The sequence below is a fragment of the Mitsuaria sp. RG genome (assembly GCF_028369275.1).
In the GTDB taxonomy this organism is placed as follows: domain Bacteria; phylum Pseudomonadota; class Gammaproteobacteria; order Pseudomonadales; family Pseudomonadaceae; genus Aquipseudomonas; species Aquipseudomonas peradeniyensis.
Genome location: NZ_JAQMYQ010000074.1, coordinates 1 through 18178, shown reverse-complemented (window position 1 = coordinate 18178; position 18178 = coordinate 1). Strand labels below are relative to the sequence as shown.

Here is an 18178-nt window from a genome sequence, read left to right as displayed (position 1 = left end):
ACGGGTCGAGCTGGGCGAGATCGAGGCCGCGCTGAAGGCCCAGCCGGGGATTGCGGATGCGGTGGTGCTGGTGCGCAACGAGCGCCTGCTGGCGTGGTTCACCGAAGCTGATGTGGTCGATATCGATACCTTGCGCCAAGGGCTACAGGGCAGCCTTCCTGGTCACTTGGTACCGCAAGCCTTCATGCGTCTGGAGGAACTGCCACTGACCAGCCACGGCAAGCTGGACCGCAAGGCGCTGCCGGACCCTGATCCTGCAGCCCTGGCACGCCAGGCCTATGTCGCTCCAATCGGCGCGACCGAGGAGGCCATGGCTGCAATCTGGGCTGAAGTCCTGGGCATCGAACAGGTCGGTCGCCACGACAACTTCTTCGAACTGGGCGGCCACTCGCTGCTGGCGGTGAGCCTCACCGCGCGTCTGCGCCAGGCCGGCCTGCAGGCCGACGTGCGCACCCTGTTCGGCCAGCCGACCGTAGCGGCGCTGGCGGCAACCTTGGGCCATGGCCGCCAGGTCGAGGTCCCGGCTAACCGGATTCCGGCCGGCTGCACCCGGATCACCCCGGACATGCTGCCGCTGGTGGACCTTGAACCTGCCGCCATCGAGCGCATCGTCGCCACGGTGTCGGGTGGCGCGGCCAACGTGCAGGATATCTACCCGCTGGCGCCGTTGCAGGAGGGCATTCTCTACCACCACCTCAGCTCGCCGGAGCACGATCCCTATGTGCTGCAATCGCGCATGGCCTTCGCCAGCCGTGACCGGCTGCACGCCTTCGTCGATGCCCTGGGCAAGGTCATCGCCCGTCATGACGTGCTGCGTACGTCAGTGCTGTGGGACGGCCTGCCGCAGGCATTGCAGGTAGTCTGGCGCCAGGCTGAGCTGGCGCTGTTCGAGGTGGCCGACGAGGCTGCGGTGCCTCATGCCCTGGCCCTCGACCGGGCGCCACTGGTGCGCCTGTACCACTGGCCGGACGCGCAGGGCGCCGGAAGGCAGGCTGTGCTGCAGTTCCACCATATCGTCCTCGACCATACCGCGCTGGATGTGCTCGGCCGGGAACTGGTCAGCTATCTGCAAGGCGCGCCGGTGCCCGCCGAACAGGGCGCGCCGTACCGCAACTACGTGGCCCAGGCGCGGCTGGGCGTCAGCCAGGCCGAGCACGAGGCGTTCTTCCGCGAGCAGTTGGGCGATATCGACGAGCCGACCCTGCCGTTCGGCCTGGGCGACGTGCAGGTCGACGGCCTCGGCATCGAAGAGGCCCAGCTATGGCTGGACGAACCCCTGGCCACCGGTCTGCGCCAGCAGGCACGGCAGCTGGGCATCAGCGTCGCCAGCCTGTTCCACCTGGCCTACGCCCGCCTGCTGGCCGCCGCCAGCGACCGTGACAGCGTGGTATTCGGCACCGTGCTGCTCGGTCGCCTGGAAGGCGGCGCGGGAGCGGACCAGGCGCTGGGCATGTTCATCAACACCTTGCCGCTGCGCCTGGACCTTGCAGGCATCAACCTGCAGGACGCCGTGCGCCAGACCCAGCAGCGCTTGAGCGCCTTGCTCGCCCACGAGCATGCCTCACTGGCCCTGGCCCAGCGTTGCAGCGGCGTGCCGGCCCCGGCGCCGCTGTTCAGCGCCATGCTCAACTACCGCCACGGCAGCCAGGCGGACGAGGACCAGCGCCAGGCCCTGCAAGGCATCGAGACCCTGGACAGCAACGAGCGCAGCAACTACCCGCTGAGCCTGAGCGTGGACGATATCGGCGAACGCTTCCGTCTGGTTGCTCTGGCGCCGGCGGCGGTCGGCGCGGCGCGTGTCTGCGAGCAGATGCGGCGGGTGCTGGAGGCCATGGCCGAGGCCTTGGCCCATCAGCCACGGCAAGCGCTGCTGCAACTGCCGGTGCTGTCGGCCGAGGAGCACGACCTGCTGGTGCACGACTTCAACCGCACGGCGCAGCCCCACGACCTGAACCGGACCCTCCAGGACCTGTTCGAGGCCCAGGCCTTGCGCACGCCCGAGGCTGTTGCGCTCAGCGCCGAGCAGGGTGAACTCAGCTACGAGCAGCTCAACGCCCAGGCCAACCGCCTGGCCCATCACCTGATCGCGCTGGGCGTGCGGCCCGACGACCGGGTGGCGATCTGTGTCGAGCGCGGTCTGTCGCTGGTGGTCGGCCTGCTGGCGATCCTCAAGGCCGGTGGCGCCTATGTGCCGCTCGACCCGGATTACCCGGTCGAACGGATCCGCCACATGCTGGTCGACAGCCAGCCACGGGCGGTCCTGGTGCAGGCGGCCACCCGGGCGCTGATGGGGGATCTGCCACTGACCCAGGTCGATCTCGACCTGGCGGACTCGATCCGTGAGCCGGAGCACAACCCGCAGGTGCCGGGCCTGGCCGCCGCCAACCTGGCCTATGTGATCTACACCTCCGGCTCCACCGGGCTGCCCAAGGGGGTGATGGTCGAGCACCGCAACGTGGTCAACCTGGTGCACTGGAGCGCCGGGCTGTTCCCGGGCGAGGGCGCTTTACTGCACAAGACCCCGGTGAGCTTCGACGCCTCGGTGTGGGAGCTGTTCTGGCCGCTGTGCAGCGGCGTGCGCCTGGTGCTGGCCAAGCCGGACGGTCAGCGCGACCCGCAGTACCTGGCCGAGCTGATCCACCAGCAACAGGTCGGCGTGGTGCAGTTCGTGCCGGCGTTGCTGCAGCAGTTCCTCGAACACGAGGCCAGCGCGGCCTGCGCCAGCCTCAGCGATATCGTCTGCGGTGGCGGCGAGCTGACCGAGGCCCTGGTGCGCCAGGTGCGCGAGCGCCTGCCACGGGCAAGGCTGCACAACGTCTATGGGCCGACCGAGACCACGGTCGATTGCAGCGTCTGCACCTTGCACCCGCAGGATCCGTTGACATCGGGCGCAATGCCGATTGGCCGGCCGATCGACAACACCCGCCTGTACGTGCTCGACGGCCACGACCAACCCGTGCCGTTGGGCGTTGCCGGTCAGCTGCATATCGGCGGCGCCGGGGTGGCGCGTGGCTACCTGGGGTTGCCGGAGCAACAGGCCGAACGCTTCATCGCCAGCCCGTTCGCCGACGGCGAGCGGCTGTACCGCAGCGGCGATCGGGTACGCCAGCGCCCTGACGGCAGCCTCGAGTTCCTCGGCCGCACCGACCACCAGATCAAGCTGCGCGGCCTGCGCATCGAGCCGGGCGAGATCGAGGCCTGCCTTGCCCGGGTACCCGGGGTGCGCGAAGCCGTGGTGCTGGTGCACGACGCCCAACCGACCGGCCCGCGCCTGGTGGCCTATGTCACCGGCGCCGCGCCGCCCGCCGAGGTTCTGCGCGAGGCGCTGCTGGGGCAACTGCCCGAGTACATGGTACCGGCGCTGTTCATGGCCCTCGACGCCTTGCCGCTGACCCCCAACGGCAAGCTCGACCGCAAGGCACTGCCGCAGCCGGACCTGCCGGCGCGCGTCTACGAGGCGCCGCAAGGCGACACCGAGCAGCTGTTGGCGCGTATCTGGGGCGAGCTGCTGGGCGTGGAGCAGGTAGGCCGCCACGACAACTTCTTCGAACTGGGCGGCCACTCGCTGCTGGCCGTGACCCTCACCTCGCGCTTGCGCGAGGCGGGCCTGGAAGCCGACGTGCGCAGCCTGTTCGAACACCCGACGCTGGCAGACTATGCCGCCATCACAGACAGAATGGAGATCGTCCTGTGAGCATCAACGAACTACTGGCGACCCTGGCCGCCAACAATGTCCAGCTGGCCCTCAAGGATGGCCAGCTGGTGGTCCAGGGCAATCGCCAGGCCCTGAGCGACGCCGCGCTGGTGGCGCGGCTGCGCGAGCACAAGCCGGCGCTGCTGGGGATGCTCGAACGTGGCGAGTACGTGGCGGCGCGCCAGGGCAGCGTCGAGGTACCGGAAAACCGCATCCCCGCCGGCTGCGCGCGGATCACCCCGGCCATGCTCAGCCTGGTCGAGCTCGACCAGGCCAGCATCGACCAGTTGGTCGAAGGCGTGCCCGGCGGCGCGGCCAATGTGCAGGACATCTATCCGCTGGTGCCGTTGCAGCAAGGCATGCTGTTCCACCATGCCAGCGCCGGCGACCATGATCCCTACGTGATGCAGGCGCGCTTCGTGTTCGCCAGCAGCGCCCGGGTCGAGGCCTTCGCCCAGGCCCTGCAAGGGGTGATCGACCGCCACGACATCCTGCGCACCTCGGTGCACTGGAAGACACTCGAGACGCCGGTGCAGGTGGTCTGGCGCCAGGCCCGGCTGCGGGTCACCCAGTTGGCCGAGGGCCAGCTGCCGGACAGCGGCTTCGACCTGACCCAGGCACCGTTGATCCGCCTGCAATGCCAGGCGGCGCAGGCGGATGGGCAGGTCCACGCGACCCTGCAGTTCCACCACGTGGCCATGGACCACAGCGCCCTTGAGGTGGTGCGCCACGAAATGCTTGCCTTCCTGCTCGGCGAAAGTGCCCGGTTGGGCCGTCCGCTGCCGTTCCGCAACCATGTGGCCCAGGCCCTGCTGGGCGTCGGCGAGGCCGAGCACGAGGCGTTTTTCCGCGACATGCTCGGCGGCGTGGACGCGCCGACCCTGGCCTATGGCCTGGCCGATGTGCAGGGGGATGGCGCGGCGCTGAACGAGCACGCGCTGGACCTCGACCTGGCGCTGTGCCGCGCGCTGCGCGCCCAGGCCCGCAGCCAGGGGGTGAGCGTCGCCAGCCTGTTCCACCTGGCCTGGGCGCGGGTGCTGGGCGGCCTGACCGGGCGCGACCAGGTGGTGTTCGGCACCGTGCTGATGGGCCGTCTGCAAGGCGCCGAGGCCACCGACCGGGCGCTGGGCATCTTCATCAATACCTTGCCGCTGCGGGTGGACCTGGACGACGCCGACCTGGCCTGCGCGATCAAGGCCACCCACCAGCGCCTGAGCACGCTGATGCGCCATGAGCACGCGCCCCTGGCCCTGGCCCAGCGCTGCAGCGGCGTGGCGGCGCCGACGCCGCTGTTCAATGCCTTGCTCAACTACCGCCACAGCGCGGCCTCGGGCTCCGAAGCGGTGCTGCGCGCCGGCTGGGCCGGGATCGAGATCGTGCACGCCGCCGAGGCCACCAACTACCCCTTGACGTTGAGCGTCGACGACTTCGGCGAAGCGTTCCGCCTGACCCTGCTGGCCAGCCCCGAGGTGCCGGCACGACGTGTCTGTGCCTACCTGGAGCAGACCCTGCGCAGCCTGCTTGCGGCGACGTCCACCGCTGAAGTCAGGGCGCTGCCGATGGTGCCTGCCGACGAGCGTGAGCAACTGCTGGAAACCTTCAACCAGACCCCGGGCATCGAACAGTCGCACGGTCCGTTGCATCGGCGTATCGAGGCCGTGGCCCAGGCCCATCCCCACGCCCTGGCCGCCACTGCCAATGACCAGTCGCTGACTTATCAGCACCTGAACCAGCGCGCCAATGCCCTGGCTCACCACCTGATCGGCCTCGGCGTGCGCCCCGATGACCGCGTGGCAGTGTTCGCCCGTCGTGGCCTGGACACGCTGATTGGCCTGGTCGCGGTGCTCAAGGCCGGCGCCGGCTACGTGCCGGTGGACCCGGCCCATCCGGACGAGCGTGTGCGCTACCTGCTCGACGACAGCGCGCCAGTGGCCGTGCTGACCCAACAAGCGTTGCGCGGCCGCCTGGATGGGATCACGGTGCCGGTGCTGGCGCTCGATCAGGCTGACTGGCCGCAGCGGCTGGATGATCCAGCCGTCGCCGACCTGGGACCGGAACACCTGGCCTACGTGATCTACACCTCGGGCTCCACCGGGCAGCCGAAGGGGGTGATGGTCGAGCACCGCACCCTGAACAACCTGGTGGACTGGCACTGCCGGGCCTTCGACCTGTGCCTGGGCCGGCACACTTCGAGCCTGGCCGGCTTCGGCTTCGACGCCATGGCCTGGGAGGTCTGGCCGGCGTTGTGCGCCGGGGCCACCTTGCACCTGGCGCCCGCCGGCGAGGGCCACGAGGACCTTGATGCGCTGCTGGCCTGGTGGCGCGCCCAACCGCTGGATGTCAGCTTCCTGCCCACCCCTGTGGCCGAATACGCCTTCAGTCATCAACTGGGTCACCCGACCTTGCGCACCCTGTTGATCGGCGGGGATCGCCTGCGCCAGTTCAACCGCACCCAGACCTTCGCCGTGGTCAACAACTACGGCCCGACCGAAACCACCGTGGTGGCCAGCTCCGGGGTGGTGGAGGCGGGGGGCGCGCTGCACATCGGCGGCCCCGTGGACAATGCCCGCCTGTACGTGCTCGACGCCGGGTTGCAGCCGGTAGCATTGGGCGTGGCGGGCGAGCTGTACATCGGCGGCGCCGGGGTCGCCCGTGGCTACCTTGGCCGCCCGCAGCTGACCGCCGAGCGCTTCCTCGACGATCCGTTCGCGGCAACGCCGGGCGCGCGCATGTACCGCACCGGTGACCTGGTGCGCTGGCTTGCCGACGGCACCCTCGATTACCTGGGGCGCAACGACGACCAGGTGAAGATCCGTGGGGTACGCATCGAACTGGGCGAGATCGAGAACCGCCTGAACAGCCTGCCGGGCATCGGCGAGGCCGTGGTGGTGGCGCGTGAGGACCAACCCGGCCAGCCGCGGCTGGTGGCCTACTTCACCGCGCAGACGGGTCTCGAGGCACCGTTGCCCGAGCACCTGCGCACGCAACTGCTGGCCCATCTGCCGGAGTACATGGTGCCGGTGGCCTTCGTCGCCCTGCAGGTGCTGCCGCTGACCGCCAACGGCAAGCTCGACCGCCGCGCCTTGCCGGCGCCTGAGCGTTCGGCGCTGTTCGAGCGCGGCTACGTGGCCCCCGAGGGCGAACTGGAAACTGCCCTGGCCCAGCTGTGGGCCGAACTGCTGCAGGTGGAGCAGGTTGGCCGGCATGACCATTTCTTCGCCCTGGGTGGCCATTCGCTGCTGGCCATGCGCATGGTGTCCCAGGTGCGCCTGCGCCTTGGCGTGGAGCTGACCCTGGCCGAGCTGTTCGCCAATCCCGAGCTGGCCGCCGTGGCCCAGGTGCTGGCGAGCGCCGGGCACAGCGCGCTGCCGGCCATCGTCGCGGTGTCCCGTGAACAGCCCTTGCCGTTGTCGTTCGCCCAGCAGCGCCTGTGGTTCCTGGCCCAGCTGGAGGGCGGCAGCCAGGCCTACAACGTGCCGCTGGCCCTGGGCCTGCGCGGCGCGCTGGATGCCGACGCGCTGGAGCGCGCCTTGCTGTGCATCGTCGCGCGCCATGAGGGCCTGCGCAGCCGCTTCGTGCCCGCAGGCGACAGCGCCGAGGTGCACGTCGCCGCCACGCCGCTACCGGGCTGGCTGCGGCGCCTGAGCCTGGCGCCCGATGACCTGGCCGCGCACCTGCAGGCCGAGGCCACCGCGCCGTTCGATCTGGTCGAGGGGCCATTGCTGCGCGCCAGCCTGCTGCGACTGGAGGATCAGCACCATGTGCTGCTGCTGACCCTGCATCATATCGTCGCCGACGGCTGGTCCCTCGGCGTGCTTACCCGTGAGCTGGGCGCGCTGTACCCGGCCATGGGCCAGGGCCTGGACGATCCGTTGCCGGCCCTGGCCATCCAGTACGGCGACTATGCCGTGTGGCAGCGGCGCTGGCTGGCCGGTGAGCAGCTGCAACGCCAGGCCGACTACTGGCGCCAGGCCCTGGATGGCGCGCCGACCCTGCTGAGCCTGCCGAGTGATCGGCCACGACCGCCACGCCAGGACTTCAGCGGCGCCAGCCTGGCGCTGCAGCTGGATGCGCGCCTGGGGGCCGGCCTGCGGGCCCTGGCCCAGCGGCATCAGGCAACTCTGTACATGGTGCTGCTCAGTGCCTGGGCCGCGACCCTGGCGCGCCTGTCCGGGCAGACAGAGGTGGTGGTCGGCTGCCCGGTGGCCGGACGCGGCCATGCCGAGCTGGAGCCGCTGGTGGGGCTGTTCGTCAACACCCTGGCGCTGCGCATCGACACGTCGGGCGCGCCGAGCAGCGAGCGCCTGCTGGCCCAGGTGAAGGCACGCCTGCTCGACGCCCAGGCGCACCAGGACCTGCCGTTCGAGCAGGTGGTGGAGATCGTCCGCCCGGCGCGTAGCCTCGGCCACACGCCGTTGTTCCAGACCACCCTCAACTGGCTGGCCACCGAGGGCGTCGCGCCGAGCCTGGCGGGTTTGCGCCTGGAGGGCGTGGCCCAGGCCAACCAGGTGGCCAAGTTCGACCTGTCGCTGAGCATGGGCGAGCAGGGCGAGGCGTTGGTCGGCAGCCTCGAGTACGCCACGGCATTGTTCGATGAAAGCAGCGTGTGCCGTTTCGCCGGTTACTTCGAGCGCCTGCTGCGGGCCATGGTCGCCAACGACCAGGCGCCTCTGGCCGAGGTGGAGTTGGTCGGCGGCGCCGAACGCCGACGCCTGCTGCACACCTTCAACAACAGTGCCCGGGCATTCCCGGTCGGCCAGACCCTGCCGGCCCTGATCGAGGCCCAGGCGGCCCGTGCCCCGCAGGCGCTGGCCGCCGTGGCCGGCGATGCACGCCTGAGCTACGGCGAGCTGAACCAGCGCGCCAACGCCCTGGCCCATCACCTGATCGAACGCGGCGTAGGGCCCGATGACCGGGTCGCGGTGGTCGCCCGGCGCGGCCTGGATACCCTGGTGGCGCTGCTGGCGGTGCTCAAGGCCGGTGGCGCCTATGTACCGGTGGACCCGGCGCATCCGGATGAGCGCCTGCGCTACCTGCTCGAGGACAGCGCCCCCGTGGTGGTCCTGGCCCAGCAGGCGTTGCTGGCACGCCTGGACGGGTTGGCCGTGCCTGTGCTGGCCCTGGACCGGCCGGACTGGCCGGCGCGCACGGACAATCCCGAGCTGCCCGGCCTGTTGGCCAGCCACCTGGCCTACGTGATCTACACCTCTGGCTCCACCGGGCAGCCCAAGGGCGTGATGGTCGAGCACCGTACCTTGGCCAACCTGGTGCACTGGCACTGCAAGGCCTTCGAGCTGGGCGCCGGCGAGCACACTGCCAGCGTCGCCGGCTTCGGCTTTGATGCCATGGCCTGGGAGGTCTGGCCGGCCCTGTGCGCCGGCGCGGTGCTGCACCTGCCACCGGCCGAGCTGGGTAACGAGCAGCTCGACGGCCTGTTGGCCTGGTGGCTGGAGCAACCGCTGAAGGTGGCCTTCCTGCCGACACCGGTCGCCGAATATGCCTTCACCCAGGGGCTGCGCCATCCGACCCTGCGCACCCTGCTGATCGGTGGCGACCGCCTGCGCCAGTTCACCCGCGACCCCGGCTGCGTCGTGGTCAACAACTATGGCCCCACCGAGGCGACGGTGGTCGCCACCTCCGGCCTGGTGCTGCCGGGCGGGGCGCTGGACATCGGCCGGCCTATCGCCAATGCCCGGGTCTACCTGCTGGACGAGGCGCGGCAACTGGTACCGTGTGGCGTGACCGGCGAGCTCTACGTGGGCGGTGTCGGGGTGGCGCGGGGCTACCTGAACCGTGCGCATCTGACGGCCGAGCGCTTCCTCGACGACCCGTTCAGCGAGCAGCCTGGCGCACGCATGTACCGCACTGGCGACCTGGCCTGCTGGAACGCTGACGGCACCCTGGACTACCTGGGCCGCAACGACGACCAGGTGAAGGTGCGCGGCCTGCGCATCGAGCTGGGGGAGATCGAGGCGCAGTTGCTGGCCTTGCCTGGCGTCGCCGAAGCGCTGGTGCTGGCCCGCGAGGATCAGCCCGGCCAGCCGCGCCTGGTGGCCTACTACATCGCCGGCCCTGAGGCGCAGCCGGTCGGCGCCCTGCGCGCCGCCCTGCAACAGCGCTTGCCGGGCTACATGGTGCCGACGGCCCTGGTGCGCCTGGATGCCTGGCCATTGACCGCCAACGGCAAGGTTGATCGTCGCGCGCTGCCGTTGCCCGAGCGCGAGGCGTCGGCCAGCCAGGTCCACGAGGCTGCCGAGGGCGCGCTGGAAATGGCCCTGGCCGAACTGTGGTGCGAGCTGCTGCAGCTGGAACGGGTAGGGCGCCAGGACCGCTTCTTCGAACTGGGCGGCCATTCGCTGCTGGCCATGCGCATGGTCGGCCAGGTGCGGGTGCGCCTGGGTCGGGAGCTGTCGCTGGGCGAGCTGTTCGGCGACGACCGCCTGCTGGCGGTGGCGGCGACCCTTGCCGAGCGCGGTGGCGAGGTGCTGCCGGCCATCGAGCCGACGCCCCGTGGCCAGTCCCTGCCGCTGTCGTTCGCCCAGCAGCGCCTGTGGTTCCTGGCGCAGATGGACGATGCCAGCGCCGCCTACCATATTCCCCTGGGCCTGGCCTTGCACGGCCCGCTGGACCGCGCGGCGCTGGAGCAGGCACTGGCGCGCATCGTCGAGCGTCACGAGAGCCTGCGCAGCCACTTCACCCAGGAAGGCGCCGAGGCAAGGGTACGCGTGGCCCCGGGCCGCGGCGGCTTCGCCCTGGCCTGGCACGACCTGCGCGGCGCCGCGCAGCAGCTGCCCGAACTGATGCAGGCCGAGGCGCTGCTGCCCTTCGACCTGGCGCACCAGTTGCCGGTGCGTGGCCGCCTGCTGTGCCTGGCGGCAGAGCATCACGTGCTGCTGCTGACCTTGCACCATATCGTCGCCGACGGCTGGTCGATGGGCGTGTTCACCCAGGAGCTGGCGGCGCTGTACCAGGCCTTCAGCGAAGGGCACGACGACCCGCTGCCGGCGCTGGCGATCCAGTACGGCGACTACGCCCTGTGGCAGCGCCGCTGGCTGGCCGGCGACGCGCTGCAGCGCCAGGGCGAATACTGGCAACAGGCCCTTGCCGGCGCGCCGGTGCTGCTGACCCTGCCCACCGACCGGCCACGGCCGGCCCGCCAGGACTACCGCGGTGACCGGGTCGAGATACGTTTGGATCGGCGTCTGAGCGAAGACCTCAGGGCGCTGTGCCTGCGCCACGGGGTCACCCCGTTCATGCTGTTCGGCGCCGCCTGGGCGGTGCTGCTGGCGCGCCTGTCCGGCCAGGCCGAGGTGGTGATCGGCACACCGGTGGCCAACCGTCGGCAGGCCGAGGTCGAAGGGCTGATCGGCTTGTTCGTCAACTCCCTGGCCCTGCGCATCGATACCGCCGGACTGCCCGACGTCGGCGCGCTGCTGGACCGGGTCAAGGCCTGCGTCAGCCAGGCCCAGGACCATCAGGACCTGCCGTTCGAACAGGTGGTGGAACTGCTGCACCCGCCGCGCAGCCTGGCCCATACCCCGCTGTACCAGGTGTCGCTGGCCTGGAACGGCGTGCCGGGCGAGGCCCTGCAACTGGGCGACCTGCAACTGGAGGCACTGGGCGGCGCGCAGATCTTCGCCAAGTTCGACCTGACCCTGAGCCTGGGCGAGACCGCCGACGGCTACGGCGGCGCCCTGGAGTTCGCCACGGCACTGTTTGACCGGGCGACCATCGAACGCCATGTCGGCTACCTGGAGCAACTGCTGTGGGCGATGGCCGGCAGCGACCAGGCGGTGCCGGCGAAGGTCGAACTGCTGGGCGCCGCCGAGCGTCGCCAGGAGCTGGTGACCTGCAATGCCAGCGAATTGGTCGGCGGCTTGCAGCAACCGGTGCAGGCGTTGTTCGAGGCGCAGGTGGCGCGTATGCCGCAGGCGTTGGCGCTGCAGGCCGAGGACGGCCAGATGAGCTACCGGCAACTGAACGAGGCGGCCAACCGCCTGGCCCATCAGCTGATCGCCCAGGGCGTGGTCGCCGACAGCCGGGTCGCGGTGTGCCTGGCCCGTGGGCCGCAACTGCTGGTCGGGCTGCTGGCGGTGCTCAAGGCCGGCGGCGCCTACGTGCCGCTGGACCCGGGCTACCCCGACGAGCGCCTGGCCTACATGCTTGCCGACAGCGCGCCGCTGGCGTTGCTGGTGGATGCCGGCAGCCGCGGGCGCTTTATCGACAGTGCCGTGCCACGCCTGGACCTTGACCAGCCGACCTGGACCGGCCAGTCGCCGGACAATCCGCAGGTGAGCGGCCTGGGTGCCCGCCACCTGGCCTACGTGATCTACACCTCCGGCTCCACCGGCACGCCGAAAGGGGTGATGGTCGAGCACCGCAGCCTGTGCAACCTGGTGCATTGGAGCTCGCGGCTGATCGCCCCGACCGTCGAGGGCGCGCTGCTGCACAAGACCCCGGTGAGCTTCGACGCCTCGGTGTGGGAGCTGTTCTGGCCGCTGTGCGCCGGCCTGCGCCTGGTGCTGGCGCGCCCGGACGGCCAGCGCGATCCGGCCTACCTGGCGGCGCTGATCCAGCAACAGCGGGTCAACGTGGTGCAGTTCGTGCCGGCGCTGCTGCAGCAATTCCTCGCCCTTGAGGCCAGCGCGGCCTGCGACAGCCTCACCGATATCGTCTGCGGCGGCGGCGAGCTGACCACGACGTTACTGCAACAGGTGCGCGAGCGCCTGCCGCAGGTACGCCTGCACAACGTCTATGGCCCGACCGAGGCCACCGTCGATTGCAGCGTCTGGACCCTGGAGCCCGGGCAACCGCTGCCTGAAAGCGCGCCACCGATCGGCCGGCCGATCGCCAATACCCGGCTCTACGTGCTCGACCGCAACGGCCTGCCGGTGCCCCGTGGCGTGGTGGGCGAGCTGCACATCGGCGGCGTCGGCGTGGCCCGTGGCTACCTGGGCCTGTCGGAACTGGACGCCGAGCGCTTCGGCGACAGCCCGTTCGTGGTCGGCGAGCGCCTGTACCGCAGCGGTGATCTGGTGCGCCGCCGCGCCGACGGCGAGCTGGAGTTCCTCGGCCGCGACGACTTCCAGGTCAAGCTGCATGGCCTGCGTATCGAACTGGGCGAGATCGAGGCCTGCCTGGCCAGTCATCCCGCGATTCGTGAAGTTGCGGTGCTGCTGCGTGGCGAGCGGTTGGTCGCCTGGTTCACCGCCCACGACGACGCGCCCGGGATCGAGGCGTTGCGTCGGCATGCCCTGGCGCAGCTGCCAGACTACATGGTGCCGTCGGCCTATGTGGCGATGCCGGCCATGCCGCTGACCGCCAATGGCAAGCTCGACCGCGAGGCGCTGCCCGAGCCCGGCGCCGAGGCCGTGCTCAGCCGTGCCTACGAGGCGCCGCAAGGGGAAGCCGAGACCCATCTGGCGGCACTGTGGGCCGAGCTGCTGAACGTGCCGAGGGTAGGGCGCCAGGACCACTTCTTCGAACTGGGTGGCCACTCGCTGCTGGCGGTGACCCTGATCGCCCGCCTGCGTGCCGAAGGCCTGGAGGCGGACATCCGCGTGCTGTTCGCCGAGCCGACCCTGGCCGCCTTGGCCGGCACCCTGGGCCAGCATGGCGGGCCCCGGGTGCCGGCCAACCGTATTGGCGCCGACTGCCGACGCATCACACCGGACCTGCTGGCGCTGGTGGCGCTGGAGCAGGCGGCCATCGACCGCATCGTCGCCCAGGTCCCGGGCGGCGCCGCCAACGTGCAGGACATCTACCCGCTGGGGCCGTTGCAGGCGGGGATTCTCTACCACCACCTGGCCAGCGAGGGGGATGATCCGTACCTGTTGCAGGCGCGTTTCGCCGTGGCCGACCGCGCGCGGCTGGAGGCGCTGCAGCGGGCCTTGGACCAGGTGATCGCCCGTCACGATATCCTGCGTTCCTCGCTGTACTGGGACGGCCTCGCCGAACCCGTGCAGGTGGTGTGGCGCCAGGCATCGCTGCCAGTACAGGAGGTGTCGCCGGGGGCGGCGCAGGTCTTGCGCCTGGACCTGACCCGCGCACCCATGCTGCGCTTGCTGCACAGCCAGGACCCGGCCAGCGGGCGCATCACCGCGACCCTGCTGTTCCACCACCTGGTCATGGACCACGTGGCCCAGGATGTGCTGCGCGCCGAACTGCAGGCCTGCCTGCTCGACGAGCAGCGCCAGTTGCCCGCGCCGGTGCCGTACCGCAACTACATCGCCCAGGTGCTGCAAGGCGCGGGCGAAGCCGAGCACGAGGCGTTCTTCCGCGAACAGCTGGGCGACATCGACGAGCCGACCTTGCCCTATGGCCCGCATCCGCTGGCTCATCAGGGCGCCGAGGCCGAAGCCCGGATACTGCTGGATGACGGCCTGGCGCGACACCTGCGCGAGCAAGCGCGGCTGCTGGGCGTCAGCGCCGCCAGCCTGATGCACCTGGCCTGGGGGATGGTGCTGGGGCAGTTGTCGGGGCGCGACAGTGTGGTGTTCGGTACCGTGCTGCTCGGTCGCCTGCAGGGTGGCGAAGGCGTGGAGCGCGCCTTGGGCGTGTTCATCAACACCTTGCCGCTGCGCCTGGAGGTGGGCCGCCTGCCGGTGCGCGAGGCGCTGCTCGACACCCACCGCCGGCTTACCGGGCTGCTGGTGCACGAGCATGCGCAACTGGCCCTGGCCCAGCGTTGCAGCGCGCTGCCGGCCGGCGCGCCGCTGTTCAGCGCCTTGCTCAACTACCGCCACAGTGCCACGGCCCTGGTCCGTGACGGTGCTGCCGGGCGCGCCTGGGAAGGCATCGAGCTGCTGCATGCCGAGGAACGCAGCAACTACCCGCTGGCCCTGAGCATCGACGACCTGGGCGAAGGCTTCGGCCTGACCGCGCAGTGTGCGCCAGGCCTGGATGCGCGACGCCTGTGCGGTTATCTGCAACAGGCCCTGGAAAACCTGGTCGAGGCCCTGACTCAGGATCCCGAACGAGGCCTGGAACGGCTGGAGATCGTGCCGGCCGAGGAACGCCGGCGGCTCCTGGTGGGCTTTAACGCCACGCAACGTGATTACCCGCGAGCGTTGCCGGTGCAGCGCCTGTTCGAGCAGCAGGTGGCGCGGCACCCGCTGGCGCTGGCGGCGCGCCACGATGAACGCCAGCTCACCTATGGCGAGCTCAACGAGCAGGCCAACCGCCTGGCCCATTGGCTGATCGGCGAGGGCGTGGCGGCAGGCGATCCGGTGGCGATCCTGCTGCCGCGCTCGTTGCCCTTGCTGGTGGCGCAGCTGGCCGTGCTCAAGTGCGCGGCCATCTATGTGCCGCTGGACATCAACGCCCCGGCCGAACGCCAGGCGTTCATGGTCCAGGACTGCCAGGCCGTGGCGCTGCTGACCCTCGGCAGCCTGGCGGCGGAATGCGAGGCGCGGCGCATCGACCTGGACTGCCTGGCCCTCGACGACCAGCCGGCGCACAACCCGAACCTGGCGCAGGACGCCGACGCGGTGGCCTATGTGATGTACACCTCGGGCTCCACCGGCACGCCGAAGGGGGTGCGGGTGACTCACCGCGGCATCACCCGGCTGGTGCTGAACAACGGCTATGCCGACTTCGATGCCAGCGACCGTTTCGCCTTCGTCTCCAATCCGGCGTTCGACGCCGCCACCCTGGATGTCTGGGGCGGCCTGCTCAACGGTGGCCAGGTGCTGGTGATCGATCACCAGACCCTGGTCGAGCCAACGCAGTTCGCCACCGCGTTGCGCCAGGGTGGCGCCAGCGTGATGTTCGTCACCACGGCGCTGTTCAACCAGTATGTGCAGCTGATCCCCGAGGCCCTGGCCGGGCTGCGGGTCCTGCTGTGCGGCGGCGAGCGCGGCGAGCCCGCCAGCTTCCGGGCGTTGCTGGCGCGGGCGCCGAACCTGCGCCTGGTGCACTGCTACGGGCCCACCGAGACCACCACCTTTGCCACCGCCTGCACCGTGCGGGCCGTGGCCGACGGCGCCGAGCATGTGCCGATCGGCGGCCCGATCGGCAATACCACGGCCTATGTACTCGACGCGCACGGGCGCCTGCTGCCCGAAGGCGTGACCGGCGAGCTGTACATCGGCGGCGACGGCGTAGCGCTGGGCTACCTGAATCGCCCGCAACTGACCGCCGAGCGTTTCCTCGACGACCCGTTCGGTGCTGGGCCCGGCGCGAGGTTGTACCGCACCGGCGACCTGGCCCGCTGGCGTGATGACGGCCAGCTGGAGTGTCTGGGGCGCACCGACGACCAGGTGAAGATCCGTGGTTTCCGTATCGAGCTGGGCGAGATCGAGCAGCACCTGGCCCAGTGCCCGGGCGTGGACGAGGTCGTGGTCATGGCCCTGCGCCTGGAGCAGGGACCGCTGCGCCTGGTGGCCTGGTACACCCGTACCGACGCGGCCCTCGACGGCGTGGCGTTGCGCGGTTTCCTGCGCGAACGGCTGCCGGAGTACATGTTGCCGACGGCGTTCGTCGCGCTCGAGGCGTTGCCGTTGACCAACAATGGCAAGGTCGACCGCCGGGCGCTGCCGCTGCCGGGCGCGCAGGACCTGGCCGTGGCGGTGTTCGAGGCCGCTGCAACACCGGTGGAACAGGCATTGGCCGCGCTGTGGGCGCAAGTGCTGGAGGTCGAGCGGGTGGGGCGGCATGACAGCTTCTTCGAACTGGGCGGGCATTCGCTGTCGGCGATCCGCCTGGTAGGCGAGATGCGCCAGGCCGGCCTGCACACGACCCTGGCGGAGCTGTTCCAGCACCCGACCATCGCCACCCTGGCAGCGCGCCTGGGCGAGGGTGCGCACGAGGACGAAGGCCTGGTCACGGTGCGCGCCGCAGGCAGCCAGCCTGCCTTGTTCCTGATCCACGAGTTCAGTGGCCTGGACCTGTACTTCCCGGTCCTGGGGCGGCATATCGAAGGTGATTTCCCCGTCTACGGCCTGGCTGGCGTCGCCCCTGGGGAGGCGCAGCTGAATACCATGGAGTGTCTGGCGGCACGCCTGGTACGGCGGATCCGCGCCGTGCAGCCACACGGGCCGTATCGGCTGGCGGGCTGGTCGTTCGGCGGCGTGCTGGCCTACGAGGTGGCCGCGCAGTTGCTGGGCGCGGACGAGCCGGTGGCCTTCGTCGGCCTGATCGACACCTACGTGCCGCGCCTGAGCGACCAGGGCAAGGCGCGCTGGCAAGGGCCGCACCTGCTGCAAGGGCAGCTGTTGCTGCATTGCCGGGTGCATTGGCAGGCCCAGGGCGAGGCGGGGGCGGCGCAGTTGGCCGAGATCGAGGCATTGCAGCCCGGGGCGCTGGCGTTCGAAGCACTGCTCGCCCACTGCCGTGATCGCCAGCTGCTGGTGCCCGGCCTGGTCCAGGCCAGCGACGGGCAATTGCGCCACTTCTTCGAGCGTCACCTGGCCCATGGGCATGCCCTGGCCCACTACCGGCTGGCACCGTTGCCGGTGCCGCTGCACCTGTTCGTGGCCGAGCAGCGCAGCGCCGGCATCGTCACCGACAGCCCGACCCTGGGCTGGGCCGAGGCCTTGCCGGTGCAGGCGTTGCATTGCCTGAGCGTGCCGGGTGATCACCAGAGCATGGTGCAGGATCCGCAAGCGGCGGTGCTGGGCCAGGCCATCGCGCAGGCCTTGCAGGCCTCAGCAGGCGGCGTGCCGCCGACGCACCAGCCAATGCTGGCGATCCAGAGCGGCACGCCGTCCCATGTCCCGGTGTTCTGCGTGCCGGGGGCCGGCGACAGCGTGACCAGCTTTATCGGCCTGGCCGAGGCGCTGGGGCCGGATTGGCCGGTGCATGGCCTGCAGGCCCGGGGCCTGGCCGCGGGCGAGGTGCCGCACAGCACAGTGGAGGCCGCCGCCGACTGCCATGTCCGGGCCATCGAGGCGTTGTACCCCGAGGGCCCGTTGAACCTGGTCGGGCATTCGTTCGGTGGCTGGGTGGCCCACGCCATGGCGGCACGCTTGCAGGCCAAAGGGCGCGAAGTGCGCTCCCTGACCCTGGTCGACAGCGAGGCGCCGGGCGCGGGGGGCAGTTGCGGCAAGCCGTACACCTTTACCCAGGCCCTGCAGCGGCTGATCGAGTCGTTGCAACTGTCCACCGGCAAGTCGTTGGGCATCGAACCTGCGGCCTTTGCCGAAGCCGACGATCAGGAGCAACTGCGCCAGTTGCACGCGGCCATGGTGCGGGTCGGCCTGATGCCGTCACGCTCTTCGGCGCAGGCACTCGAGGGCGTGGTGCGGACCTTCGCCACGGCCCTGCGCACGGTGTACCGTCCCGAGGGTGGGTTCAACGGCCTGGCGCGGCTGGTGCTGGTGGCTGATCCGAGTCTGGACGTCGCCGGCAACCAGCGCGAGCAGCAGGCCATGGAGGAGGGCTGGCGCGATTGGCTGCCGCAACTGGAGGTGTGGCAGGGGCCGGGTAACCATTTCAGCATCCTCAAGGTGCCGGATGTGTTCAGCCTGGCGGCGTGGTGGCATG

Annotated in this window: 2 protein-coding genes; both read left to right on the top strand. The window is 70.5% G+C overall.

Features of this window, described 5'->3' with window-relative positions; translation table 11 throughout:
- Nucleotides 1–3694: amino acid adenylation domain-containing protein (locus POF53_RS25045; RefSeq protein ID WP_498969932.1), on the top strand; the 3694-nt coding region annotated here is incomplete at its 5' end.
- The coding region (locus tag POF53_RS25040) for an amino acid adenylation domain-containing protein (protein ID WP_498969930.1) at nucleotides 3691–18178 on the top strand (14488 nt) is incomplete at its 3' end. The genes POF53_RS25045 and POF53_RS25040, both read left to right, overlap by 4 nt.